We start from the raw sequence: 24,875 nt of genomic DNA, 5'->3' as shown, positions 1-24,875 counted from the left end.
GCTATTATTTGTATAGCTAACTAGTCAAGTCAGACAGCGATCTCCATCCGCCATCCCTGTCAGCCAAGGTGTTTTGGGGCTGTCGGACGCCCGCGCAAAAGATGTCGATAAATACCTGAGCAGTGCAGGATTTTTGGCACAGCCGCCCCGGTTCTGACACATTTTTGCGCTAGTGAGCACTGCGCTTGGGCACTGCGCCGCGCCATGCCGGCCCTCAAAGTGGCAGCTCCATCGCATCCGGCCGGCCCCCATCCGGCGCCCTGGGGCAAATTTTCCGCTCGCCTGCACAGCAAGCTCATCTTTGTATAACAATAAGCACTTTCCCGAACCCAAGCGCCCACTGCCCACGCAGGGGCCACCGCACAGCAGGAGTGATGGCAATGGCAAAAGTGTTTATCGACGGCGAAGCAGGCACCACCGGTTTGCAGATCCGCGAACGCCTGGTGGATATGCCCGGCGTGGAGTTGGTAAGCATTGCGCCTGAGCTGCGCAAGGACCCTGCTGCCAAGCGCGCGCTGATCGCCGAGGTGGACCTGGTCATCCTCTGCCTGCACGACGATGCCGCCAAGGACACCACGGCCATGGTCGATGCCATTGAGCAGGAAACCGGCCGCAGCATCAAGATCATCGATGCCTCCACCGCCCACCGTGTCAACGACCAATGGGTCTATGGCTTCCCCGAGCTGAGCGCCGGCCAGAAAAGCGCCGTGCAAGCGGCCAAGCGCGTCTCCAACCCCGGCTGCTATGCCACCGGTGCCATTGCCATTCTGCGCCCGCTGATCGATGCCGGCTTGGTCCCTGCCGATGCCGCGCTGGCACTGCCTTCGGTATCCGGCTACTCCGGTGGCGGCCGCCAGATGATGGAAGCCTACGAGGCCGGCGGTGCCGCGCCTTATGAGGCCTATGCACTGGGCCTGACGCACAAGCACATCCCCGAAATCCTGAAGTACACCGGCCTCACACGTCGCCCGGTGTTCATCCCTGCGGTCGGCAATTTTGCCCAGGGCATGCTGGTGCAACTGCCGCTGCACCTGGATGACCTCCCCGGCAAGCCGCTGCTCAGCGACCTGCACAACGTCCTTGCCGCCCACTATGCCAAGACCAACCAGGACGAGCAGTGGGTGCAGGTGCTGCCCCCCACCGACGACAACAAGCTGGCCGCCGACACCCTGACCGGCACCAACAAGCTGGAAATCCGCGTGTTCGGCAACGAGCAGCTGCGCCAGGCCGTCGTCATCGCCCGCCTGGACAACCTGGGCAAGGGCGCCAGCGGCGCTGCGGTGCAGAACCTCAAGCTGATGCTGGGTCTGTAAACCACCACTGCGCCAGCACGACAAAGCCGCCCCATGGGGCGGCTTTTCTCTGTCTGGGCGATGACCAAGTGCTGGGCGCTATGCTGCCAAGCACCTGCCGCCGATCAGCGCTCTACCGTGCGGTTCCAGCGCTTGTTCCACTCGGGGCGGTCGGCATTGACCACATCCCAGTCCACGGCCACCGCATTCTTCAAGATGGCGTTCATCTTGTTCTGCTCTTCAGCCGGCTTGCCTTGCAGCTTGGTCTTGGGGTTGACGGGGTTGTAGCTGCCGTTTTCCATCGCCAAGGCCTGGGCTTCCGGGCTCACCAGGTACTCGACCAGCTTTTGCGCCAGCTCGGATTCCGCGTTGTTGTTGAGCACGCACATGGCGGTCATCAGCACCACGGCGCCTTCCTTGGGCGCCACATATTCCATCGGGATGCCCTTGGACTTCATCAGCTCGGCCTGCGTCAGGGTGTAGGGGAAGATGGCGGCATCACCGGCCTGCATCATCTCCACCACCTTGGACGAGTTGGGGATGTACTCGATCACATTCGGGCCAATCGTGGTCGGCCAGGCCTTGAAGGCCGGGTCCACATTCTTCTCGTTGCCGCCCTTCAAGCGGTTGAACATCAGGAAGGCATGCAGGCCAAAGGACGATGCCGGCATCGATTGCACGACCACTTTGCCCTTGAGCTTGGGGTCGGCCAGGTCGTTCCAAGAGGTGGGCGCTGCCCAGCCCTTGTCGGCAAACATCTTGGTGTTGTAGGCCAGGCCGGTCAGGCCCATCGACAAGCCAATCGCGCTGTCCTTGATCTTGGCGATGTCCGGGATCTCGCTGTAGCCGGCAGCGGGCTTGAGCTTTTCGCACAGGCCCATGCTGATGGCGCGGTACATGACGCCGTCATCCAGAGTCATGACCTGCATCTGGGCCTTGTCCTTGGAGGCCTGGGCCTTGGCCAGGATGTCGGTCGAGGTGCCAGGCACCACGACCACCTTGACGTTGTTGGCCTTCTCGAACGCGGGGAACACGAACTGCGAGTACGTGCGCTCCATGTTGCCGCCATTCATGCCGATGTAGATGGTTTTGGTCTGTGCCTGCACCGCGCTGGCCGCAGCCACCACAGAGGCCATCAAGGCGATGGCGCGCACAGGGGTTTTGAGGGTCGTCGTCCAAGAAGACATGTGGATTCCTTTCAGGTTGAACATGCGGGGTCGCTAAATCGGTCTATACGGAAAGCATCAATCGGCGTGCTGCTGCGGCCCTGCGCAATCAGCTCGGCCATCACATCGCCCACGCCGGGCCCCAGCTGAAAGCCCCCGCCGGCAAAACCAAAGGCATGGTAGAGGCCAGCCTGGCGGCTGCTTTCGCTGATGATGGGTTCGTGGTCGGGCAAAGCGCCTTCGTTGCCGCTCCAGGTGCGGATCAGCTGGGCGTTCTTCAATTGGGGCAGCAGCTCCACCAGCTGCGGCAGCTGCGCCCAGACAGTGGTGTGGCGGTTGCGGGCGCGGGTGTCGTCCAGCACCAGGCCAGGCCCGCCGCCAAACACCACATTGCCCCGGCGCACCTGGCGGCAGTAGATGCTGCCACCCTCCACGCCCAGGCTCCAGTGCAAAAAGAAGGGCAAGGGCTCCGTCACACCCATGGCCGGCGGCCGTATGCGCATGGGCACCGGCTCGCCGCACTGCTCGGCAAACTGGCCGGCCCAGGCGCCTGCGGCGTTGACCACCACATTCGCGCGGATCTCCATATCAGGGGTGCGCACCACAAAGCGCTGGCCATTGTGTGCCACTTCCAGCACCGGCGTGTGCTCAAACACCTGGGCACCGGCCCGCGCAGCCGCCGTGGCAAAGGCCGGCGACAGCAGACGCGGGTTGGCCTGGCCATCATCCGGGCAGAAGGAGCCGCCCACCACCTGGGCACCGCCTATCGGAAAGCGCTTGTGCAGCGCTGCGCCATCGAGCAGCTGCAGATCCAGCCCGCAGTCGCGTGTCTTCTCGGCATAGCGCACAAGGGAGTCCATGTCCGCCTCAGAGCGGGCAATCTTGAAGTGACCTGAGCGCTCGTACTCGGCCTCGGTACCGATCAGCGCGGTCAGCCGCCCCCAGTGCTGGTGGGCGCGCTGCGACAGCGGCAGCATCGCCAAGGAGCGGCCCTGGCGGCGAACACCGCCAAAGTTGACGCCGCTGGAGCGGGAGCCGCAGAGATCGCGCTCCAGCACCACCACCTGGATGCCGCGTTGGCGCAAAAACAGCGCCGTGCTGGCACCCATGATGCCGCCGCCAATCACCACCACCTCGGTGCCCAGTTGCTTAACCATGGGAGGCCTCCTGGTCCGCGCTGACCACCGTCATGTCCAGCGGCAGGGGCTTGATCGGCGCCTGGCCCCGGATGCGGCCTATCTGCGCCACTGGCACCTGCAAGGTATCGGCCAGGATCTCAGTCGCCGCCACACCACACATGCGGCCCTGGCAGCGGCCCATGCCGACCCGGCACAGCGCCTTAATGCGGTTGATATCGCCCTGCGGCTGGCTTGCAGCAGTGCTGCGCAGCTCGCCGGCCGTGATGTTTTCGCAGCGGCAGACCACCAACTCATCCGGGGCACGCGCCGCCCAATCGTCAGGAAAGGGAAACGCCACCTCCAGCGCCTGGCGGAACTGCTGCGTCTTGTCCAGCTGCTGGCGCAGCTTAGCCTGGCGCGCTGCATCGGTCTTGATGCCCCGGTCCTGCAGCAAAGCCAGCGCCGCCAGCTCGCCCGATATCTCGGCCGCATCGGCCCCCATGATGCCGGCGCCATCGCCCGCCAAATAGACGCCGGGCACGCTGCTGCGCCGGTCGGCATCGATCTGCGGCACATAGCAGCGGTGCAAGGGGGCAAAAGCAAACTCGCAACCCAGCAGGTCGGCCAGCTGCGTCTCGGGCCGCAGCGCATAACCCAGGCCGATGGCGCTGCAGTTGGTGCGTTGCTCGGCGCCCTGCGCATCCTTCCACACCATAGCCTGCACCCGGTCGGCACCTTCAGCACGCAGCAGCTGCACGCCGTGGTGTACCGGCACATCGTGGAACATCAGCCAGCTCAAAAAATACACACCCTTGGCGGCCACGGTCGGCTGGGCCAGCATCGCTGGCGCGGCCTTGTAGCGCTGTACGGCCGGTGCCGTGTCCAGCACCGCCAGCACCCGGCCGCCGGCCTTGGCATATTGGTAGGCCACCAGGTAGAGCAAGGGGCCGGTGCCGGCAAACACCACGGCGTCGCCTATCGCACAGCCCTGGTACTTGAGGGCCACCTGGGCGCCGCCCAGGGTGTAGACGCCTGGCAGGGTCCAGCCCGGCACAGGCAGCACCCGGTCGGTGGCACCGGTGGCGACGATCAGATCGCGCCAGCGCAGGCTGTCTGCCGTGCGCTGCGCCGTGTGCAGCAGATCCAGGCTGTGGCCCTGGGCGTTCCAGACGAGGGTGTCGGGCCGGTAGTCCAGCTGCGGGCGCAGACGGTCAAAGGTCTGGTGCAGGTCGCTGGCGCGGCCGGCCTCAAAGCCATACAGGTCTTTGGGCGTGCGGCCAAAGCCGTCGGGCTGGCGGCGGTAGATCTGGCCACCTGCCTTGGGCGCCTCGTCAATGACGACCGGGCGCAGGCCATGGGCCAACAGGGTTTGCGCGGCACGGATGCCGGCAGGCCCGGCACCCACGATGACGGGCGGTCCGTCTGCCGGCCGGGGGTCGTCCAGGTAGAAATCGCTGCCAATCATGGTTGCACCTGGGTGGCATTCTTGGCGTTGACAGCAGCCACCGCCTCTGCCGTGGTGCAGATCTGCATGCCCGCCTGCAGCAAGGTGGAGCAGGCGCGCAGCTTGCGGCCGGCCTGCTCGCCGCCCAGGGTGACCCAGCAGTCCTGGCAGGCGCCCATCATGCAAAAGCCGGCGCGGGGGCTATGGGCAAACTCATGGCTGCGCAGCTGGGCCGATTGGGTCAGCACAGCGGTCAGCACCGTGTCGCCCTGCAGCGCCTGGGCCGGCTCGCCGTTGAGCACAAACTGCAGCGGCGGGCGGCCCTGCTCCTTGAGGCGCTGCAACTGGCCGGCCGGCAAAAGGGGGCTTGCGTGTGCCATGTCAGTGCTTGCCGATGAGGATGCGGTCCAGGCCATAGACCTTGTCGAGCAAAAGCATCAGCCCCAGGGTGATGAACACGATCAGCGCCGATACCGCCGCCATCATCGGGTCCAGCGACTCGGTGGCATACATGTACATGCGCACCGGCAAGGTCACCGTGCTGGGCGAGACCACAAAGATCGACATGGTCAGCTCGTCAAAGCTGTTGATAAAGGCCAGCAGCCAGCCGCCGGTGATACCGGGCAGGATCATCGGCAAGGTGATGCGTTGGAACACCTTGGCATTGCTGGCGCCCAGCGAGTAGGCGGCCTGCTCGGCGCTGCGGTCAAAGCCGATCAGCGCGGCCATCACTAGGCGCATGGTGTAGGGCATCACCACCAGCGCATGGGCAAAGATCAGCCAGCCAAAGCTGCCCTGGCCGCCCACCAGCGAGAACATGCGCAGCATGGCCACACCCAGCACCAGGTGGGGAATGATCAGCGGCGACAGGAACAGTGCCTGCAGCGCGCCACGGCCGGGGATCTCATAGCGCACCAGCGCAATGGCAGCGGGCACGGCCAGCGCAGTCGAGATGGAGGCCGCCGCCACCGCCAGGCCCAGGCTGTTCCAGAACGACTGGACAAAGTCGGCATGGTGCAGCACCTGCTCAAACCAGCGCAGCGAGAAGCTGGTGGTCGGCAAGGTCAAGGTCTCGGCGGGGGTGAAGGCCACCAGGCAGACGATGACCAACGGCGCCAGCATGAAGATGATGACCAGCGCGTTGAAGATCAGGGCAATGGGTCCGTTTTTTTGCATGTCAGTTACCTCGCCTCTCAGCCCAGGGTCTTCTTGTAGCGGCCTTCAACCATGCGGTTCCAGCCCAGCATGATCACCAGATTGGCGGCCAGCAGCACAAAGGCGATGGCAGCGCCCAGCGGCCAGTTCAGCTCGTGCAGGTACTCGTCATAGATCAGGGTGGCGACCATCTTGACCCGGCGCCCGCCCAGCAGGCCGGGAATCGCAAACGAGCTGGCGGCCAGGCCAAAGACGATCAGGCTGCCCGAGAGAATGCCGGGCAGCACTTGGGGAAACACCACGCGGCGCAAGGTGGTGAAGTGCGAGGCACCCAGCGACAGCGAGGCGCTCTCGACCGAAGGATCGAGCTTTTGCAGCGAGGTCCAGACGGGGATCACCATAAAGGGCAGCATCACATGCACCAGCGCAATGACGATGGCCGTCTCGTTATAGAGCAGCTTGACCGGGCCAATGCCTACCAGGCGGAAGATGTCGTTGATCAGGCCTTCGGGGCCCAGCAGCATGCTCCAGCCAAAGGCCCGCACCACCACCGAAATCAGCAGCGGCGCCAGGATGATCAGCAAGAAGATCGAGCGCCAGGGCGCGCGCATCTTGCTCAAAATATAGGCCTCGGGCGCGCCGATGGCGATGCAGATCAGGGTGACCAGGCCCGAGATCCACAAGGTGCGCCAGAAGATCTCGTAGTAATAGCTGTCGGTGACGATGTGTACGTAGTGCTCCAAGGTGAAGCTGCCAGCGACCGGGCCGCTGTCCACGTTGTAGACGTTGAAGGACAGGATGGTCGTCAGCAGCAGCGGCACCGCCAGCATTACCGCAAACAGCAGCAGCGACGGGGCGCTCATGGCCCAGGGGGCCCAGGTGCGGCGTTCGCTCATGCGGCCACCCCGTCACCGGCGATCAGGCGCACATTGCGGTCGGACCAGTCGATACCCACCTGGCTGCCCACCTGGTGGGGCGCATCGCCGTCGTTGGCCGCCGTCACGGTGATGCTGCCCAGCGGGCATTCCACCGTGTAGAGCCAGAGGTTGCCCAGGAAGAAGCGCTCGCGCACGGTGCCCTGGGTGCGGCCGGCCGATGTGGCCGACAGCTGGATTTTCTCGGGGCGCAGGCCCAGCAGCAAACGGGTGCCGTGGCTGGCCGCTGCGGCCGGCACATCCTGTACCGCCATCTGCACATCGCCCACATGCGCCAGCCACTGGTCGCCCTGGGCATGCACGGTGGCCTGCAGCAGGTTGGCCTTGCCGACAAAGGTGGAGATAAAGGCGTTGTGCGGGTGCTCGTACACCGTGTGCGGCGTGTCCACCTGGGTGATACGGCCGGCCTCCATCACCACCACCCGGTCGCTGATCGACATGGCTTCGCTCTGGTCATGGGTCACCATGATGGTGGTCGTGCCCACCTTGCGCTGGATCTCGCGCAGCTCGAACTGCATCTCTTCGCGCAGCTTGGCATCCAGGTTGGACAGCGGCTCATCGAGCAGCAGTACCGGCGGCTTGATGACCAGCGCCCGGGCCAGGGCCACGCGCTGGCGCTGGCCGCCCGACAGTTCACGCGGGTAGCGGTCGGCATAGGGGCCCAGGTGCACCAGGGCCAATGCCTCGCTGGCGCGTTCGCTGCGTTCTGGCTGCGCCACCTTGCGCATCTCCAGGCCGAACTCCACGTTCTCGCGCACCGTCATGTGCGGGAACAGCGCATAGGTCTGGAACACGATGCCCAGGCCACGCGCATTGGCCTTGGCATGGGTGATGTCCTTGCCGTCCAGCTCGATGCGGCCTTCGGTCACATCCACAAAGCCAGCAATCATCTGCAGGCTCGTGGTCTTGCCGCAGCCCGAGGGGCCCAGCAGCGAGACGAACTCGCCCTTTTGCACTTCCAGGTTGAACTGGCTGACCACCCGGTTAGGGCCGTACTGTTTGGAGACGTTGTGGAGACGCAGAAAACTCATGGAAATCACCTCGATAGCACAGGGTTGCCGGGCCCGTCAGCCCTATCGAACGGATGAACGACATTTGCAACTATTTGCCTATTTTCGGAATGTGGTTTGAATCCATACACGGTGTAAACACTGATAATGGAAGATAAATTTGATTTATTCCGTTAAATGGAATAAAAATCAAAATCATCGAATGTTTATTCCGGAAAACCATGAGCACCGACACCTCTGAGGACAACAGCCACCAGCGCGGCACCCTGCACCGCAGCTTTTTGGTGATGCGGGCGCTGGCAGCGCACCAGACCGAGGGCGTGCGGGTGACCCACCTGGCCAAGGAGATTGGCCTGACCCAGGCGACCACGCACCGCTTGCTACAGGGCCTCATCCAGGAAGGCATGGTTGAGCAGGACCAGGCACACAAGCTCTACCGGCTGAGCCTGGATCTGTTCTCGCTGGCCGCCCAGGCCGGCGCGGTGAGCGACTTGCGCAGCCTCGCGCGCCCGGTGCTGCTACGGCTGAGCGCCAGCCTCAATGACACGGTGATCCTGATGGTGCGCTCCGGCTTTGATGCGGTCTGCCTGGACCGCATTGAGGGCCAGTTCCCGATCCGCACCTTTACCGGCGATATCGGCGGGCGCATTGCGCTGGGCGTGGGCCAGGGCTCGCTGGTGATTCTGGCCAACCTGCCCGAGGCCGAGCGCGAGGAGGTGCTGCGCTTTAACCTGCCGCGCATGCAGCACTACAACGTCTATGACGAGGTGTACATGCGCACCGAGATCGACAAGGCCCACCGCCAGGGCTATACCGCCAAGAACTCCGGCTTGCTCGAAGGCATGGCTGGCCTGGCCGTGCCGGTGTTTGACCGGGGCGGCCAGGTGGTAGCCGCGCTGTCGATCGGCACGCACACGGCGCGCCTGAGCGACGAGCGCCTGCCCATCGTGCGCGACATGCTGCTGCGCGAGGCCAAGGCGCTGAGCGCGCAGATCAACCCCTTTGACCCGACCTTGCGCCACCCGATGCATGCGATATCCACTGGCGACCGCAGCCGCTCGATGTAAGCCCGGTCCGGCTCTCTTCCGCCTTTTTGCACTTCAACGCCTCCCACGCCATGGCCTCCAGCACCCCCTTGCACCTCATCATCAAAAGCGGCGGCAGCGCTGCGATCCCGGAATGGACGGCACTGTTTGCCGAATTTGCGCCCCATGTCGTCGTGCATGACTGGAACACGCCGCCGGCAGATAGCAGCCTGGTGGACTTTGCGATGGTCTGGGAACCCGATACCGGCGGGCTGGCGCGCTTTGCGCAGCTCAAGGCCATCTTCAGCTCCGCCGCTGGCGTGGACCATATCCTGGCCGACAGCCAGCTGCCGCCAGACCTGCCCATCGTGCGCATGGTCACCGGCGAAACCCAGCAACGCATGGCCGAGTTCTGCCTGATGGCCACCTTGATGCTGCAGAAGAACATGCCGCGCGCACTGGCCCAGCACCGCCAGCAGCAGTGGATCGAGTTCAACCCGCCCTATGTGGCCAGCGAGCTGCGTGTGGGCATTTTGGGCCTGGGCACCCTGGGGGCCGCTGCGGCGCACATGCTGCGCGCAGTGGGCTACCCGGTGCAAGGCTGGTCCCAAACGCGCAAGCAGATCGAAGACGTCACCAGCTACTGCGGCCAGGCTGAGCTGTCAGAGTTTTTGCGCAGCAGCCAGGTGCTCATCTGCCTGCTGCCCGATACGCCATCGACGCGCGGCATTCTGAATGCCGAACTGTTTGCCCAGCTGCCTGCGGGCGCCCAGCTGGTCAATGCCGGCCGGGGCACCCAGCTGAACAGCGCTGACCTGGTCACCGCGCTGGACAGCGGCCAGGTGGGCGGCGCGCTGCTGGATGTCACCGAGCCCGAGCCCCTGCCGGCCGATTCGCCGCTGTGGACCCATCCGCGCGTCATCCTCACCCCCCACATCGCCGCCAGCGCCAGCCGACGCGCCAAGGCGCGCCAGGTGGCCTTGTCGATGGCGCAGTGGCAGGCCGGGCAGGCGCTGGACAACTGCTTTGACCGGGTGCGCGGCTACTGATCAACCCGGGTAAATAGGGCCGGCCAGGCCGTTGAAAGCCGGGCCGCAGCAAGGCTGTAATTGGCGCCATATCCGAGTGTTTTGCCCTGCCAAGCCCTTAGGCCCATCAAGGCTGACCAATAGCCGCTAGGATGCGAGCCGCCCTCGTCTGCATCCCCCGTCCTCCCATGTCCACCCCTCCTCTTGTGCCCAGCCAGCGTGCCACGCTGATTGGGCTTTCTGCCGTGCTCTGCTGGTCCGCATTGGTGAGCCTGTTCCGCAGTGTTGCGGAGCACCTGGGGGCGATAGGCGGGGCCGCCTGCGTGTTCTCGCTCAGCGCCTTCCTGGTGACCTGGCGCTTTGGCCTGCCACGCGCGGCGCAGCTCAAGGCCATGCACCCCGCCTATCTGCTGGGCTGCGGGCTGCTGTTTGTGCTCAACGAGATCGCTTTTTCGCTGTCGATGGGCTGGGCCAGCCACCGGGGCCAGACCCTGGAGCTGGGCATGATCAACTACCTCTGGCCCAGCCTGACCCTGGTGATGGCCACGGTGCTGGGCCTGCAGCGTTTTCGCGCTGGTCTGGTGCCGGGGGTGTTGCTGTCGATAGCGGGCATTGTGCTGGTGGTCAAGGGCGACAATGCGCTGTCCCTGGCCAGCCTCTGGACCAATGTGCAAAGCAACCCGCTGGCCTATGCGCTGGCGCTGTGCGCGGCCTGCCTTTGGCCCTGTTACTCGGTGGTGTCCAAGCGCTACACCCAGGGGGCGAATGCGCTGCCTGCTTTTTTGTGGGCCGTGGCCGCCGTGCTGTGGATCAAATACGCGCTCAGTTCTGAACCACCGCTGCGCTTTACCCTGCCCGCCTTGCTGCAGCTGGGCTTGCTCAGCGGCTTGACCGCCCTGGGTTACAGCTGCTGGGACCATGGCCTGCGCGCCGGCAACCTCACGGTGATGGCAGTGGGCTCCTACTTCACCCCCGTGCTGTCCGCGCTGGTGGGCACGCTCTGGCTGCAGGTGCAGCCGTCCTGGAGCTTTTGGCAAGGCGTGGTGTTGGTGACGGCTGGCTCGCTGGTCTGCTGGTGGTACACCCGCAGCCCTACCGTGGCCGATGGCAAAAAGCTGGCCGGTTAACGGCAGGGCTGCCGCATGGATACCGGTTTGGTATACACATGCAAACACCTAGGCTGTGCGGACGGGCCAAACGGCCACGTCGCACTATAGTGGGCGGGTTGCCTTTCTCCATACACTTCTCTGCGAACTGCCCATGGACTACTCCCGCCCCAACCATATCCCCACCGCCGCCGAGCAAGAGGCCGACATGCGCCTGGAGCAGCGCGGCCTGATTGCGTTTGCCGTGCTGACGGTGGTGGCCACCATTGCCGCTGCTTTGGTGTTTGGCAGCCATATCGCCTGATCCCCTTATCCTTTGAATGCCACGCAGGGCCAGACAGTCTGGAGGGCCTGTGTGGCTGCCGTACGCCCGCAGCTTGGCCTGCAGGGCTGCCCTTTTCCGGCTAGGATGCAAGCCTGCTTTCGCACCCGCTCGCGTCCATGTCTTCTGCTCCGCATTCCCCCTCCCCCGTCCCCTCACAACGCGCCACCCTGATTGGCCTGTCGGCCGTGCTGTGCTGGTCCACCTCGGTGGGCCTGTTTCGCAGTGTGGCCGAACACCTGGGACCCATCGGCGGCGCGGCAGCCGTCTTCAGCCTAGGAGCCTTGCTGGTGACCTTGCGCTTTGGCATGCCGCGCCTGGCCCAGCTGCGCGCGATGCACCCGGGCTATCTGTGGGGCTGCGGCCTGCTGTTTGTGCTCTACGAGATAGCGCTGTCACTGTCGCTGGGCTTTGCCAGCAACCGCAACCAGACCCTGGAGCTGGGGATGATCAACTACCTCTGGCCGAGCCTGACGATTGTGCTGGCCACCGCCATCGGGCTGCAGCGCTTTCGCGCCGGCCTGGTGCCGGGGGTGTTGCTGGCAATGGTCGGCATTGTGCTGGTGCTCAAGGGCGACAGCGCGCTGTCCATCGCCAGCCTCTGGGCCAATGTGCAAAGCAACCCCCTCGCCTATGGCCTGGCCTTTTCTGCCGCCTGGCTCTGGCCCTGTTACTCGGTCATCGCCAAACGCTATGCCCATGGTGCCAATGCGCTGCCGGCCTTTCTTTGGGCAGTGGGGGGCGTGCTCTGGGTCAAGTACGCATTCAGCAGCGAGCCGGCCATGCACTTTTCACTGCCCGCGCTGCTGCAGCTTTGCATGCTGAGTGGTCTGACGGCCTTGGGTTACAGCTGCTGGGACCATGGGCTGCGGGCCGGCAACCTGACGGTGATGGCAGTGGGCTCTTACTTCACGCCCGTGCTGTCGGCGCTGGTGGGCACGGTCTGGCTGAATGTGCAGCCGTCATGGAGCTTCTGGCAAGGTGTGGCGCTGGTCACCGCAGGGTCACTGATCTGCTGGTGGTGTACCCGCAGCAAATAGCGCCGCCTGCCGTCTACCACCTGCTCAGCCTTTGCGGGCCGCTTCCAGCACCGCAATGTCGATCTTGGTCATGCCCATCATCGCGTCGAACACCCGCTTGGACGCGGCGCGATCCGGGTCGGCCAGCGCCTTCGTCAGCATGCGCGGGGTGATTTGCCAGGAGATACCCCAATGGTCCTTGCACCAGCCGCAGGCACTCTCTTGCCCGCCATGGCCGACGATGGCCTGCCAGAGGCGGTCGGTCTCGGCTTGGTCGTCGGTCGCGATCTGGAAGGAAAAGGATTCATTGTGCTGAAAATGCGGCCCGCCGTTGAGCCCTATGCAGGGCACGCCCGCCACATTGAACTCCACCACTAGCACATCGCCCTGTTTGCCATCGGGGTAGTCGCCCGGCGCGCGGTGTACGGCGCCCACGCTGCTGTCCGGAAAGGTCTGGGCATAAAACTGCGCGGCATCGAGCGCATCACCCTGGTACCACAGGCATACGGTATTTTTCGCGGTCATCGTCGGTCTCCTGCTTGCACAGATGCCCAGCCTAGCGCCTGGCAGCAGGCCTGCGGGTAGGACATCGCTGTACAGCGATGGCGCGGCGCCGCAGCGGGCAAATGCGGCTCAACCGCCGCTGCGCCTTTTCTCGCGCAGCATGAACAGGTACAGGCCCTCGACCTTCTCACGCGCCCAGGGCGTCTTGCGCAAAAACCGCAGGCTGGAGTTGATGCTCGGGTCCAGACAGAAGCAACGCACCGGAATGCGCTCACCCAGCTCTTCCCAGCCAAAGTACGCGACCAGCTCGTTCAGAATGCCCTCCAGCGTCAGGCCATGGAGAGGGTTGTTGGGCTGTTCGGCAGTGCTCATGGGCGCCATTGTCGCCGAGCGCTGGCCAAGAGGGGCGGGCTGGGGCTTTGCGGATGGCAGCACGCAGCTGCCTGCAAAAGGCGGCTATTCCTCGTCCGTGCCACGCAGCACCTTGCGCACCACATCGCCGCCAAAGCCTCTGCCGGCCAAAAAGCGCATCTGCTTGGCCCGCTCTTGCGGGCTGTCAGGCGGGGTGCCAAAACGGCGCTGCCAGACCACGCGGGCGCGTTCCAGCTCGGTGCTGCGCAGGCGCTCACGGGCTTCGGCGACCAGCTCGGCATCCACCCCTTTGTGGCGCAGCTCCTGCAGCACGCGGTTGGCGCCGTAGCGGGCTGCCTTGGTGTGGATGACGCTGTCGACAAAGCGCTCGGCGCTGATAAAGCCCTTGGCTTCGAGCTCGTCAAGGATGGCCGCCAGGTCCTCGCCCTCTTCCACATGGGGAGCGAGCTTGGTCTGCAGCTCGGCGCGCGAATGCTCGCGCTGCGCCAGGTAGCGCAGCGCCCGGCCTTTGAGGGAGAGCTTGCTGAAAGACATGGGTCTGGATGGCTATAAAAGAAATAGCTGCTTGCGCACATCAGCTGTGCACAAGCAGCTATCTCAGCGTTCAGGCTTCAGAAGCGATCAGCCTTCGGTACCAGTGGCGGCGGGGCCGTCCACCACGCCGTCTTCGGCAGGGCGCAGGCTGATGTTCAGGCTCTCGCGCACCTTGTTCTCGATCTCGATGGCGAGGTCGGGGTTTTCGCGCAGGAACTCACGCGAGTTGTCGCGGCCTTGGCCAATCTTCTCGCCGTTGTAGGCGTACCAGGCACCGCTTTTCTCGATGATGCGGGCGGTAACACCCATGTCCAGGATTTCGCCTTCGCGCGAGATGCCTTCGCCAAACAGAATGTCGAACTCGGCCGTCTTGAACGGGGGCGAGACCTTGTTCTTGACCACCTTGACCTTGGTCTCGTTGCCGATGGCCTCGTCGCCGCGCTTGATGGTGCCGGTGCGGCGGATATCGAGGCGCACCGAGGCGTAGAACTTCAGCGCATTACCGCCGGTGGTGGTTTCGGGGCTGCCGAACATCACGCCGATCTTCATGCGGATCTGGTTGATGAAGATGACCATGCAGTTGGCCTTCTTGATCGTGGCGGTGAGCTTGCGCAGCGCCTGGCTCATCAGGCGGGCTTGCAGGCCAGGCAGCTGGTCACCCATTTCGCCTTCGATTTCGGCCTTGGGGGTCAGCGCGGCCACCGAGTCGACCACGATCAGGTCCACCGCGCCGGAGCGCACCAGGCTGTCAACAATCTCAAGCGCCTGCTCACCGGTATCGGGTTGGCTGATAAGGATGTCGCTCAGGTTGACGCCCAGCTTTTGGGCATAACCGGTGTCGAGTGCATGCTCGGCATCGATAAAGGCGCAGGTACCGCCCAGCTTTTGCATCTCGGCAATCACCTGCAAGGTCAAGGTGGTCTTGCCCGAGGATTCAGGGCCGTAGATCTCGATAACCCGGCCGCGTGGCAGGCCGCCAACGCCCAGGGCAATGTCCAGGCCCAGCGAACCGGTGGACACCACTTGGATGTCGGAAACCGCTTCGCCTTCGCCCAGCTTCATGATGGTGCCCTTGCCGAATTGCTTTTCGATCTGGGCCAGGGCGGCGGCCAAGGCCTTGGATTTTTCGCTGTTGGCTTCTGGCTTGGTGGCGGTGGCGTTCATGGATTTCTCCTTGCGTTTGATGGTCATGTCTGGGGTCTGGAGATCCAGCTGTTTGCATATACAGCCTGGATGCTTGAACAGTAGTTTAGGGGATGGGTATATTTTATAGAAGCATTTTTTTAGTCAGTTTAATTGACTAAATGCACAATAGCCACGCCCGCCTTTTTTGTCCTATCCGCAGGTTTACACCATGCCCATTCTTCTGCCCCATTTGCCCGATGACAGCTGGCGCCTGACCCACCTGGGCCGCCTGCTGGGCCACGCGATGCGCCGTTTTGATGCCCGGGTGCTGCAGCTGATGGCCCAGGATGCGCTGGTGCCGCTGGCGCTGTCGCACCTGGCTGAGCGCGACCAGGTGAGTGCTGCGCATATCCATATCACCCGGCATCTGTCGCTGGCGGGTGACCGTCTGGTGGACCTGGCCGCCAGGGCGGGCATGAGCAAGCAGGCGATGGCCCAGCTGGTGGACCAGTGCGAAGCCTGGAACCTGGTGACCCGTGAGCGCGACCCGCGCGATGCCCGCGCCCGCACGGTGCGCTTTACCGAGACCGGTCTGCTGTGGTTGCAGGCCTTTGAGCGGGCGGTGACGCAGGCCGAGGACGAGTTCCGTGCTGAGGTGGGCGAACAGGTCGCCACCGTCGTCAAGTTGGGGTTGGAGGTGTACGGGGCGGACAGCTAAGCGGGCAGCGCTCAGCCCCGCTTGCGCTCGAATTTATAAAACAGGTTGGGCTCGGACACGATGTAGATATTGCCGCTGTTGTCCATGGCCAGGCCTTCTGGTTGCGGTGCCCGGTTTTCCAGCCCGCTCATCCCCGCCCACAGCGGCATCACGCTGAGCAGTGCGCCAGCGCGGCTGTACTCGTACAGCACCGAGGCCTCTTCGCCCAGCAGCAACAGGTTGCCGCTGCGCGGGTCTACCTCGACGGCGGCCAGGTCCGTGCTCGGCATGCCTTCCATCTCCTGCACCTCCCAGGCGCTGATCTTGGCATCGACCAAACCGGGTTTGAGCTTGGAAAAAGGCACATCCATCACCAGCACCTGCATCGGCCACTTCTCGGTCACGGCCAGTAATTGCTGGCGTTTGGCATCCCAGCCCAGGCCTTCCAGTGCGAAGTTCTTGATGGCGATATCACCCAGCTGGATATAAGGGCTGTCCTTCAGCGATATCTCGGTCACATCCTTGCCAAATTCCACCCAGTGGATGCGGTTGCTGCGCTCGTCGGCAATCGCAAACCAGTCGCCCTGGATATGGGCGATGCCCTCAGTATCATCGGCGCCCCGCAACGGCGCGATACGCAGCAGCCGCCCATCGGTGCTCAGCTCGGCAATCTGGGGCGGCCGGTTGGTCACGGCGAACAGGGTATTGGTCGTGGGGTTGAAGGCCAGGCCCGAGAGGTTGTCCGCAATACCGCTGACCACCTTGGCATCGATGCTGGCCTGGTAATGCGGCAGGATGGGCGCAGGCGCCGAGGGCGGAGCAGGCTGCAACGCATCCACATGCCCCGGCATGGCGATGACATGGTGCCATTGCAGGTACAAGGCGCTCAACACCAGCAAGGCCGCCGCCATGACCAGGCGGCGCTGCCACCGCGACGCCCGCCACCTCATCTGCACCTGGGACCCTGCTTTCATCACCACCTGCCACTTGAAAAATCCCCGCCAGCCACGGGCTGGGTGCCCATCGGTCCTGGTGGGGACGAGGCGCCATCCTACGGGAGCCACGCCACCGTTTGATGACATCTCCACCGGCTTTACATCGTTGCAACAAACCGCAAGGCGCCTGAAGGAAGTGTATCTGTTACGACGCCTTCATCATTTGGATCTATCCCAGTGCGGCCATCAGGGTCATGGGCTGACCTAGAATCATTGGCAGCATCCAAATCACGACTACAACATCGATAGGAGACCGCATGCGAATACTGATTGCAGAAGACGACCAAGTGCTGGCCGATGGCCTGCTGCGCAGTCTCCGCAACTCCGGCGCCGTGGTGGACCATGTCGCCAGCGGCAGCGAAGCCGATGCAGCGCTGATGGCCAACAATGCCTTTGACCTGCTGATCCTGGACCTGGGCCTGCCGCGCATGCATGGGCTGGAGGTGCTCAAGAAGCTGCGTGCGCGGGGCTCGGCCATCCCTGTGCTGATCCTCACCGCCGCCGAAAGCGTGGACGACCGCGTACAAGGCCTGGACCTGGGCGCCGACGACTACATGGCCAAGCCCTTTGCGCTGTCCGAGCTGGAGGCACGCGTGCGGGCCCTCACCCGCCGGGGCGTGGGCATGAGCACCAGCCTGATCCAGCACGGCCCGCTGGCCTATGACCAGGCCGGCCGCGTGGCCACGTTTGATGGCCGCATGCTGGAGCTGTCGGCGCGCGAGCTGGGCCTGTTGGAAGTACTGCTGCAGCGCTCGGGCCGCCTGGTCAGCAAGGACCAGCTGGTCGAGCGCCTCTGCGAATGGGGCGAAGAAGTCAGCACCAATGCGATCGAGGTCTACATCCACCGCCTGCGCAAGAAGATAGAAAAGGGCCCCATTCGCATTGCCACCGTGCGCGGCCTGGGTTATTGCCTGGAGAAGATCCAGCCCCCCGCGCCCCTCTGAGCCCCTTCCCCCCAGCGCAGCGGGGCCATGACCGCCCCGGGCACCACATTACGCAAGGACAGCCTTGGCCCTGTTTCGCAGCGAGCAGCGATCTTTGTTCGGTGAGATCCTTGACTGGATGCTCACGCCGCTGCTGCTTTTGTGGCCCGTCTCGCTGGCACTGACCTGGCTGGTGGCCCAGGACCTGGCCAACAAGCCTTTTGACCGCGCGCTGGAGTACAACGCCCATGCGCTGGCGCAGCTGGTGGGTGTGCAGGGTGGCAAGACCTATTTCAACCTGCCCCAACCGGCCAGCGAGATCCTGCGCGCCGACGATGCCGACACCGTCTACTACCAGGTCACCACGCCGGGTGGCATGTTCCTCGCTGGTGAATCCGCCCTGCCCCTGCCCGCCAAAGACCTGGAGCGCAGCATCGGCGTGGTGCAATTGCGCGATGGCGAGCTGCGCGGCATGGATGTGCGCATCGCCTGGATCTGGGTGCAGCTGTCGCTGCCCGAGCCCAATCTGGCGCTGATCCAGGTCGCAGAGACGCGCGAAAAGCGCAGCGTGCTGGCGACGGAAATCATCAAGGGCGTCATGCTGCCGCAGTTTGTCATCCTGCCCCTTGCGGTGCTGCTGGTCTGGCTGGCGCTGGCGCGCGGCATCAAGCCACTGCACCTGCTGGAGGAGCGCATCCGCGCACGCAAACCGGAAGATCTCTCGCCCATCCACCACAAGGATGTGCCGCTGGAAGTGGTGCCGCTGGTCGACTCGGTCAATGGCCTGCTGGAGCGCCTCAACGATTCGCTGGCCACCCAAAAGCGCTTTCTCGCCGATGCCGCCCACCAGCTCAAAACCCCGCTGGCAGGCCTGCGCATGCAGGCCGAGATGGCCCAGCGCGCCGATGCCAAGGAGGACGACCTCAAGCTATCCCTGCAGCAAATCGGCCGCTCCAGCATGCGCGCCACCCACACGGTCAACCAACTGCTGTCGCTGGCCCGAGCTGAAGGCCCCAGCGCACTGCTGCAGCGCACGCCCTGCAATCTGGCCGAGATCGTGCTGGACGCCATGCATGACGGCATTGACCGCGCACTGGCCAAACATATCGACATGGGGTATGAGGGCATGCAGGTCGATGACCGCGAAGTCTGGGTCAACGGCAATGCCACCTTGCTGGGCGAGCTGGTGCGCAACCTGCTGGACAACGCCATCAACTACACACCCTCCAGCGCCAGCGCGCCGGGCATCATCAATGTGCGGCTGATGGCCGACCCCTTTGGCCATGTGATCGTGCTGCAGGTGGAAAACTCCGGTCCCGGCATTCCCGAGGAAGAACGTGAGCGCATCTTCCAGCCCTTCTACCGCGTGCTGGGCAGCGAGGTCGATGGCTCCGGGCTGGGCCTGCCCATCGTGCAAGAGATCGCCCGCCAGCATGGCGCCAGCGTGACCTTGGAAGATGCCCAGCCGCGCCTGCCGCAACGGGGCGTGGTGTTCAAGGTCTGCTTTCCCACCACCTTGGCACCGCCCGCCACCAGTTGAGCAGAGGCGGATCAGGAGCAGCTGCGCAGCTCCTTACCGTCCATCACATGCCAGCTTTGCACGCGCTTCTTGGTGGCCGCATCCAGCTTGGGCAGGCGCAGGTTGTAGCTGACGGTCTCGGGCCGCTCGACCACCACCTTGGCGCCGCTCACACCTTTTTTGCCAACCGTCGCCAGATGGCGCTCGGCGGCCTCTTCGCTGGAGAAACGGCCCAGTGATATGCCCGGCTCCAGACTGGCGACGCGCGCCCGGTCGGTGCTGACATCCAGCGCACGCAGCTCATCGCGGCGGGTATCGAGCGCCTCCTGGCTGTTGAACTTGCCGACATAGACCATCCAGCGGCCCGCGCTGGTGCTGCTGTCCAGGCGCCAGCTTCCGTCAGGCAACTTGGCCAGCTGCAGACGCAAAGCCTCGACCTGCTTGGCATCAAAACTGCCGGCGACCAGGCATTCTTTTTTCTCGGGTTTTTCGGGTTTTTCTGCCGGCTTCTCGGCGGGCTTGTCTGCCGCCTTGGCCGCCAGTTTGTCGGCCTCGGCAGCTACCGTTTTGTCTGCATTGTCGGTAGCTGGCTCCGCAGCTGCCACAGCGGCGGGCTCGGCGACGGGGGCGGCCACCGGTGCTAGCGCTGGTGCAGGCTCGGCAGGCACGGTGCGGGCCTGCTGCTGGGCCTCCTTGGCTTCTTGCGCGCTCAGAATGCGCAGGGCCTCGGGCTTGACCTGCTGCTGCACCCGCTCGGGCTCGGAGGGGTTATCCGGCGCCCAGCCCAGGCTGCGCAGCATGCCTTGCGAGAAGGCGTAGTAGCCGGCATTGGCCAGCAGCAGCAGCACGATGGCAAAACGAATCATCTCCGCTCCCGTTTGGTAAATCTCTGGTCTTGTTGGGTGCTCAGGCCGCGCTGGCCTTGGGCCGCACGCTGACTTCCGAGCTAGTCACATCCACCACGCCAGCGGCGGTCTGCACCCGCAAAGCGCCATCAGCAGCCACGCCCAGTGCCAAACCAGCCGTGCCATCGCTCAGTCCCAGCTCACGGCCGGCCAGTGCATCGCGGGCAGCATAGGCGGCCTGCAGCGGTGCAAAGCCCTGGTGCGCAAAGGCTTGGATGGCGGCCACCAGCGGCGGCACCACCGCCTGCAGTGCCTGGGGCGCATCCCAGCGGTCATCCAGCAGCTGCAAGCTGCCTGGTACGGTGGACAAACCATCCGCATCGGGTGCCCGCACATTGATGCCAATGCCAATCACCACATAGCGTTCAGATTGCTGCTGGCCATCGCCGGCCTGGCTGCGGGCCGCGACAAAGCTGGCGGTCTCCACCAGAATGCCGGCCAGCTTGTGGTCGCCGGTCAGCCACAGGTCATTGGGCCATTTGAGGCCAATGGTCGGCGTGCTGGAGCCGGCTTCGGGCAGTTGGGGCTGCAGGCTTTGCGCGACGGACACACCGACGGCCAACGACAGGCCCGACCAGTCGGCCGGCGCCAGCGGCAGACCCAGCGACATCAGCAGCGATGCACCGCTCTCGCTGCGCCAGGGCTTGCCCATGCGGCCACGCCCTGCCGTTTGCTGCTCGGCCACCAGCAAGATGGGCTCTTGCCGGCCCGCGCGGGCGCGGCGCATCAGTTCGGTGTTGGTCGAGTCAATGCTGGGCAGCACCTCGATCGTGAAGCCCGGCAGCAGCGGCTCCACCGCCTCCCAGATCGCTTCTGCCGGCCAGCGGATGGGCGTGTTCTGTTCCTCGCTCATGCGCCTGCCTTGGCGGCCTTCTGGCCCTTGTTCTTTTTGTCGGTCTTGGCTTTTTTGTCGCTCTTTTTCTTGTCTTTGTCCTTGGCCTTGCTCAGAGCCTTGTCTGAGGCCTTGACTGCGGCCTTGGCCTTCTGCTTTTCCGCTTTGGCAGGCTTCGCCGCATCGACGGGAGCCGCCTTGGCCTTGCGCTTTTTGGGCAAGACCGGCTCGGGCAGATCCGATGCGGGCACCTTGGGTTTCCAGCCGCGCTTGGGCGCCAGCATCGTGCCGCGGCATTCAGCCGCGCCGCAGCGGCAGGCGTAGTCGGCCTTGAGCTTGGCGGTGTAGCGCTCCTCGATGATCAGGCCGTAGTCGTAGCCCAGCTCCTCGCCAGCACTGATATTGCGCAACGCGCTGATAAAGATGCGGTCGTCCACCTCTTCCGCAAAGCAGTTGGGCTCGCAGCTGTGGTTGATCCAGCGCGCCGAATTGCCGCCGTCACCCCCATCAATCACCCGGTCGCCATCGATCTGGAAAAAGAAAGTGTGGTTCGGATGCGCCGGATCATGCGGGTGGCGGCGCTGGCTTTCTTCGTAGCTGATGACCTTGCCCGCATATTCGACAATGACTTCGCCTTCTGCGATATCCTGCAACGCAAAAACGCCCCTGCCGTGCACGCCCGAACGCCGTACCTGAATACGACGACCTGTTGAAAAATGGGGAACATGGTTCGGCATGGGATTTTTTCTGCTACTTTAAAAATAAGCACATGCGCATGTGCGCACATGTACACATGCAGGCGCCCGCGCACATGCGCGTAAAGCGTGCATTGTAAGAGCGTGCCCAAAGAGCCAGCAAACTACCGTGCTGGCAGACCCCAGTTTGATGAGAGTGAACCCATGTCCAAGACCCTGGTCATTGCAGAAAAGCCGTCCGTTGCACAAGACATTGTTCGTGCACTGACGCCGGTGGCAGGCCAATTTGCCAAACACGACGACTACTTTGAAGCCGATACCTTCATCGTGACGAGCGCGGTGGGTCACCTAGTGGAGATCCAGGCGCCAGAAGAATTCGATGTCAAGCGCGGCAAGTGGAGCTTTGCGCACCTGCCCGTGATCCCGCCGTACTTTGAGTTGAAGCCGGTCGACAAGACCAAGACCCGGCTGAACGCCGTCGTCAAGCTGGCCAAGCGCAAGGATGTGACCGCGCTGATCAATGCCTGTGACGCGGGCCGCGAAGGTGAGCTGATCTTCCGCCTGATTGAGCAATACGCCGGCGGCGCCAAGGGCGGCCTGGGCAAGCCGATCCAGCGCCTGTGGCTGCAGTCGATGACGCCGCAAGCCATCCGCGACGGCTTCAACAAGCTGCGCTCCGATAACCAGATGCTGGGCCTGGCTGATGCCGCCCGCAGCCGCTCCGAAGCCGACTGGCTGGTGGGTATCAACGGCACGCGGGCGATGACCGCGTTCAACTCGCGCGATGGCGGGTTCTTCTTGACCACCGTGGGCCGCGTGCAAACGCCCACTCTGTCTTTGGTCGTCGAACGCGAAGAGAAAATCCGTAAATTCGTCAGCCGCAATTACTGGGAAATCCACGGCGAGTTCAACGCCCAGGCCGGCGCCTACCCCGGCAAGTGGTTCAACCCTGCGTGGAAGAAAAGCGACGACGTCGAGGCCCGCGCCGACCGCGTCTGGAGCCAGCAAGAAGCCCAGGCGATTGCCGATGCCGTGCGCGGCAAACCGGCCACCGTGACTGAAGAGTCCAGGCCCACGACCCAGGCATCGCCGCTGCTGTTTGACCTGACCAGCCTGCAGCGCGAGGCCAACAGCAAGTTCGGCTTCTCGGCCAAGACCACCTTGGCGCTGGCCCAGGCGCTGTATGAGCGCCACAAGGCGCTGACCTACCCGCGTACCGATTCGCGCGCGCTGCCCGAGGACTACCTGCCCGTCGCGCAGCAAACCTTCGAGATGCTGGCCCACAGCAATATGCAGCAGCTCGCGCCATTTGCGCAGCAGGCCATTGGCTCCAACTACATCCGCGCCAACAAGCGCATTTTTGACAACAGCAAGGTGTCGGATCACTTTGCGATCATCCCGACCACGCAGGCGCCCGGCGCCTTGAGCGAGGCCGAGCACAAGCTCTACACCCTGGTGGTGCGCCGCTTCATGGCCGTGTTCTTCCCCAGTGCCGAGCACCAGGTCACCACGCGGGTCAGCCAGATTGAGCAATATCACTTCAAGACCGAAGGCAAGGTGCTGGTCAAGCCCGGTTGGCTGGCCATCTACGGCAAGGAAGCGGCCCACGAGGTGGAAGACGCCAAGGAAGGCGACAAGGGCCAGAACCTGGTGCCGGTGCAGCCGGGCGAGAAGCCCACGGCCGATCCGGTCGACCCCAAGGGCCTGAAGACCAAGCCGCCCGCCCGCTACTCGGAAGCGACCCTGCTGGGCGCGATGGAAAGTGCCGGCAAGCAGATCGACGACGACGAGCTGCGCGAAGCCATGCAGGAAAAAGGCCTGGGCACGCCAGCCACGCGCGCGGCCATCATCGAAGGCCTGCTGACCGAAAAGTACATGCTGCGCGAAGGCCGCGAGCTGATCCCCACGGCCAAGGCCTTCCAGCTGATGACCTTGCTGCGCGGTCTGCAAGTGGAAGAGCTCTCGCGCGCCGACCTGACCGGCGAGTGGGAGTACAAGCTCGCGCAAATGGAAAAGGGCCAGCTCTCGCGCGAAGCCTTCATGGCCGAGATCCAGACCATGACCGAGCGCTTGGTGAAAAAGGCCAAGGAATACGACCGCGACACCATCCCCGGCGACTACGCCACCCTGACTGCGCCTTGCCCCAACTGCGGCGGCGTGGTCAAGGAAAACTACCGCCGCTACACCTGCACGGGCGTGGGCGGCGCGGGCGAGGGCTGCGGCTTCTCGTTCACCAAATCGCCTGCGGGCCGCACCTTTGAGGCCGGCGAGGCCGACCAGCTGCTGCGCGACCGCAAGCTGGGCCCGCTCGATGGCTTCCGCTCCAAGGCCGGCTGGCCCTTTGCCGCCGAAGTGGCCATCGTGCGCGACGAGGACAACAACAACTTCAAGTTCGAGTTCCTATTCGACGACAAGGCCGATGAAGAATCGGGCGAGCTGGTGGACTTTGGCAGCCAGAACACCTTGGGCGCCTGCCCCAAGTGCGGCGCGCCAGTGTTCGAGCATGGTGCCAACTATGTCTGCAGCAAAGCCGTGCCTACCGCCCAGCAAGCCACGCCGAGCTGCGACTTCAAGAGCGGCCAGATCATCCTGCAGCAGCCCATCGAGCGCGACCAGATGGTCAAGCTGCTGGCGACTGGCAAGACCGACCTGCTCGACAAGTTTGTCTCCAACCGCACGCGCCGCAGCTTCAAGGCCTTCCTGGCCTGGGACAAGGAAGCCGGCAAGGTGAACTTCGAGTTCGAACCACGCGACAGCAAGTTCCCGCCGCGCAAAGGCGCTGCCACCAAGACGGCAACCAAAACCGCGACGAAGACCGCCAGCAAGACCGGCGCCAAGGCCGTGAAGGCTACCAAGACCGCCACCAAAACGGCAGCCAAGACGGCGACCAAGACAGCCGCCAAAACGCCGCGCAAAGTGGCAGCCACCTTGACCCCGAGCCCCGCGCTGGCCGCCGTGATTGGTGGCGAAGCCACCTCGCGCCCGGAGGTCATCAAAAAGCTCTGGGACTACATCAAGGCCAACGGCCTGCAGGACGCCAAGGACAAGCGCGCCATCAACGCCGATGCCAAACTGCAGCCGCTGTTTGGCAAGGACCAGATCAGCATGTTCGAGATCGCCGGCATCGTCGGCAAGCATGTGAGCTGATGCATTG

At 64.2% G+C, this 24,875-nt stretch carries 25 protein-coding genes; 10 read left to right on the top strand and 15 right to left on the bottom strand.

The annotated features are described in order from the left end of the window. Nucleotides 1-380: 380 nt before the first annotated feature. A complete protein-coding gene (argC, locus tag HS961_RS03690; protein WP_182326431.1) occupies nucleotides 381-1,313 on the top strand; it encodes an N-acetyl-gamma-glutamyl-phosphate reductase in 933 nt (310 codons plus the stop codon). 104 nt (nucleotides 1,314-1,417) lie between these two features. Here argC and HS961_RS03685 read toward each other — a convergent pair whose 3' ends face one another. Genes HS961_RS03685 through HS961_RS03655 form a run of 7 tightly spaced genes read right to left on the bottom strand, consistent with a single transcriptional unit; the run spans nucleotide 1,418 to nucleotide 8,141 of the window. Beyond that, nucleotides 1,418-2,479, bottom strand: coding sequence for an ABC transporter substrate-binding protein (locus HS961_RS03685; protein ID WP_182326430.1), 1,062 nt, complete (start codon nucleotides 2,477-2,479; stop codon nucleotides 1,418-1,420). A gap of 11 nt (nucleotides 2,480-2,490) precedes the next feature. Then, on the bottom strand, nucleotides 2,491-3,615 hold the full coding sequence (locus HS961_RS03680) for an NAD(P)/FAD-dependent oxidoreductase (RefSeq protein ID WP_182326429.1): 1,125 nt from the start codon (nucleotides 3,613-3,615) through the stop codon (nucleotides 2,491-2,493). Further along, on the bottom strand, nucleotides 3,608-5,041 hold the full coding sequence (locus tag HS961_RS03675; protein ID WP_182326428.1) for an NAD(P)/FAD-dependent oxidoreductase: 1,434 nt from the start codon (nucleotides 5,039-5,041) through the stop codon (nucleotides 3,608-3,610). The genes HS961_RS03680 and HS961_RS03675 overlap by 8 nt, the downstream gene beginning before the upstream one ends. Beyond that, nucleotides 5,038-5,400 carry a (2Fe-2S)-binding protein gene (locus HS961_RS03670; protein ID WP_182326427.1) on the bottom strand — a complete coding sequence of 121 codons (363 nt, stop codon included), beginning with the start codon at nucleotides 5,398-5,400 and terminating at the stop codon, nucleotides 5,038-5,040. The genes HS961_RS03675 and HS961_RS03670 overlap by 4 nt, the downstream gene beginning before the upstream one ends. Nucleotide 5,401: 1 nt before the next feature. Then, a complete protein-coding gene (locus tag HS961_RS03665; RefSeq protein ID WP_116926056.1) occupies nucleotides 5,402-6,196 on the bottom strand; it encodes an ABC transporter permease in 795 nt (264 codons plus the stop codon). Between the two features lie 17 nt (nucleotides 6,197-6,213). Then, nucleotides 6,214-7,071, bottom strand: a complete 858-nt coding sequence (locus HS961_RS03660) for an ABC transporter permease (protein WP_182326426.1) — start codon at nucleotides 7,069-7,071, stop codon at nucleotides 6,214-6,216. Next, the gene (locus tag HS961_RS03655; RefSeq protein WP_182326425.1) at nucleotides 7,068-8,141 is read right to left on the bottom strand and encodes an ABC transporter ATP-binding protein; all 1,074 of its coding nucleotides are present in this window, start codon (nucleotides 8,139-8,141) and stop codon (nucleotides 7,068-7,070) included. The genes HS961_RS03660 and HS961_RS03655 overlap by 4 nt, the downstream gene beginning before the upstream one ends. A gap of 200 nt (nucleotides 8,142-8,341) precedes the next feature. Here HS961_RS03655 and HS961_RS03650 point away from each other — a divergent pair, with 200 nt between their 5' ends. The 5 genes from HS961_RS03650 (at nucleotide 8,342) to yddG (HS961_RS03630) (ending at nucleotide 12,641) form a co-directional block, all read left to right on the top strand. Continuing rightward, a complete protein-coding gene (locus HS961_RS03650; RefSeq protein ID WP_182326424.1) occupies nucleotides 8,342-9,187 on the top strand; it encodes an IclR family transcriptional regulator in 846 nt (281 codons plus the stop codon). A 50-nt stretch (nucleotides 9,188-9,237) separates the two neighbouring features. Continuing rightward, nucleotides 9,238-10,194 carry a 2-hydroxyacid dehydrogenase gene (locus HS961_RS03645; RefSeq protein WP_182326423.1) on the top strand — a complete coding sequence of 319 codons (957 nt, stop codon included), beginning with the start codon at nucleotides 9,238-9,240 and terminating at the stop codon, nucleotides 10,192-10,194. 167 nt (nucleotides 10,195-10,361) lie between these two features. Next, on the top strand, nucleotides 10,362-11,300 hold the full coding sequence (gene yddG / locus HS961_RS03640) for an aromatic amino acid DMT transporter YddG (protein ID WP_182326422.1): 939 nt from the start codon (nucleotides 10,362-10,364) through the stop codon (nucleotides 11,298-11,300). 133 nt (nucleotides 11,301-11,433) lie between these two features. Further along, on the top strand, nucleotides 11,434-11,583 hold the full coding sequence (locus HS961_RS03635; protein WP_182326421.1) for a hypothetical protein: 150 nt from the start codon (nucleotides 11,434-11,436) through the stop codon (nucleotides 11,581-11,583). 137 nt (nucleotides 11,584-11,720) lie between these two features. Next, nucleotides 11,721-12,641, top strand: coding sequence for an aromatic amino acid DMT transporter YddG (yddG, locus tag HS961_RS03630; protein WP_182326420.1), 921 nt, complete (start codon nucleotides 11,721-11,723; stop codon nucleotides 12,639-12,641). A 24-nt stretch (nucleotides 12,642-12,665) separates the two neighbouring features. On the opposite strand, the gene HS961_RS03625 is transcribed toward yddG (HS961_RS03630), so the two are convergent. From HS961_RS03625 to recA, 4 genes are all read right to left on the bottom strand, one after another. Then, nucleotides 12,666-13,145, bottom strand: coding sequence for a VOC family protein (locus HS961_RS03625; protein ID WP_182326419.1), 480 nt, complete (start codon nucleotides 13,143-13,145; stop codon nucleotides 12,666-12,668). Nucleotides 13,146-13,253: 108 nt separating this feature from the next. Continuing rightward, the gene (locus tag HS961_RS03620; RefSeq protein ID WP_182328106.1) at nucleotides 13,254-13,505 is read right to left on the bottom strand and encodes a VF530 family DNA-binding protein; all 252 of its coding nucleotides are present in this window, start codon (nucleotides 13,503-13,505) and stop codon (nucleotides 13,254-13,256) included. Between the two features lie 75 nt (nucleotides 13,506-13,580). Next, nucleotides 13,581-14,030, bottom strand: a complete 450-nt coding sequence (gene recX / locus HS961_RS03615) for a recombination regulator RecX (protein WP_182326418.1) — start codon at nucleotides 14,028-14,030, stop codon at nucleotides 13,581-13,583. 87 nt (nucleotides 14,031-14,117) lie between these two features. Continuing rightward, the gene (gene recA, locus HS961_RS03610) at nucleotides 14,118-15,194 is read right to left on the bottom strand and encodes a recombinase RecA (RefSeq protein WP_182326417.1); all 1,077 of its coding nucleotides are present in this window, start codon (nucleotides 15,192-15,194) and stop codon (nucleotides 14,118-14,120) included. A 190-nt stretch (nucleotides 15,195-15,384) separates the two neighbouring features. Here recA and HS961_RS03605 point away from each other — a divergent pair, with 190 nt between their 5' ends. Beyond that, complete coding sequence (locus tag HS961_RS03605; RefSeq protein WP_182326416.1) at nucleotides 15,385-15,873, top strand: MarR family winged helix-turn-helix transcriptional regulator; 489 nt, start codon at nucleotides 15,385-15,387, stop codon at nucleotides 15,871-15,873. Between the two features lie 11 nt (nucleotides 15,874-15,884). Here the strand turns inward: HS961_RS03605 and HS961_RS03600 are convergent, their stop codons facing one another. After that, on the bottom strand, nucleotides 15,885-16,826 hold the full coding sequence (locus HS961_RS03600) for an SdiA-regulated domain-containing protein (protein WP_182326415.1): 942 nt from the start codon (nucleotides 16,824-16,826) through the stop codon (nucleotides 15,885-15,887). 278 nt (nucleotides 16,827-17,104) lie between these two features. Here HS961_RS03600 and HS961_RS03595 point away from each other — a divergent pair, with 278 nt between their 5' ends. After that, nucleotides 17,105-17,791, top strand: coding sequence for a response regulator transcription factor (locus HS961_RS03595; protein ID WP_182326414.1), 687 nt, complete (start codon nucleotides 17,105-17,107; stop codon nucleotides 17,789-17,791). A 64-nt stretch (nucleotides 17,792-17,855) separates the two neighbouring features. Continuing rightward, nucleotides 17,856-19,310, top strand: a complete 1,455-nt coding sequence (locus HS961_RS03590; RefSeq protein ID WP_182326413.1) for a sensor histidine kinase — start codon at nucleotides 17,856-17,858, stop codon at nucleotides 19,308-19,310. Nucleotides 19,311-19,321: 11 nt separating this feature from the next. Here the strand turns inward: HS961_RS03590 and HS961_RS23700 are convergent, their stop codons facing one another. Genes HS961_RS23700 through HS961_RS03575 form a run of 3 tightly spaced genes read right to left on the bottom strand, consistent with a single transcriptional unit; the run spans nucleotide 19,322 to nucleotide 21,679 of the window. Then, the gene (locus HS961_RS23700; protein WP_182326412.1) at nucleotides 19,322-20,155 is read right to left on the bottom strand and encodes an SPOR domain-containing protein; all 834 of its coding nucleotides are present in this window, start codon (nucleotides 20,153-20,155) and stop codon (nucleotides 19,322-19,324) included. A gap of 40 nt (nucleotides 20,156-20,195) precedes the next feature. Continuing rightward, on the bottom strand, nucleotides 20,196-21,047 hold the full coding sequence (locus HS961_RS03580; protein ID WP_182326411.1) for a biotin--[acetyl-CoA-carboxylase] ligase: 852 nt from the start codon (nucleotides 21,045-21,047) through the stop codon (nucleotides 20,196-20,198). Next, on the bottom strand, nucleotides 21,044-21,679 hold the full coding sequence (locus HS961_RS03575) for an SET domain-containing protein (protein ID WP_412101625.1): 636 nt from the start codon (nucleotides 21,677-21,679) through the stop codon (nucleotides 21,044-21,046). The genes HS961_RS03580 and HS961_RS03575 overlap by 4 nt, the downstream gene beginning before the upstream one ends. A 246-nt stretch (nucleotides 21,680-21,925) precedes the next feature. Here HS961_RS03575 and HS961_RS03570 point away from each other — a divergent pair, with 246 nt between their 5' ends. Continuing rightward, the gene (locus HS961_RS03570; RefSeq protein WP_182326409.1) at nucleotides 21,926-24,868 is read left to right on the top strand and encodes a DNA topoisomerase III; all 2,943 of its coding nucleotides are present in this window, start codon (nucleotides 21,926-21,928) and stop codon (nucleotides 24,866-24,868) included. Nucleotides 24,869-24,875 lie beyond the last annotated feature (7 nt).

Source organism: Comamonas piscis (genome assembly GCF_014109725.1).
In the GTDB taxonomy this organism is placed as follows: domain Bacteria; phylum Pseudomonadota; class Gammaproteobacteria; order Burkholderiales; family Burkholderiaceae_C; genus Comamonas; species Comamonas piscis.
Note: the sequence above shows the minus strand (reverse complement) of the source record. Positions and strands in the feature narration are given on the sequence as shown.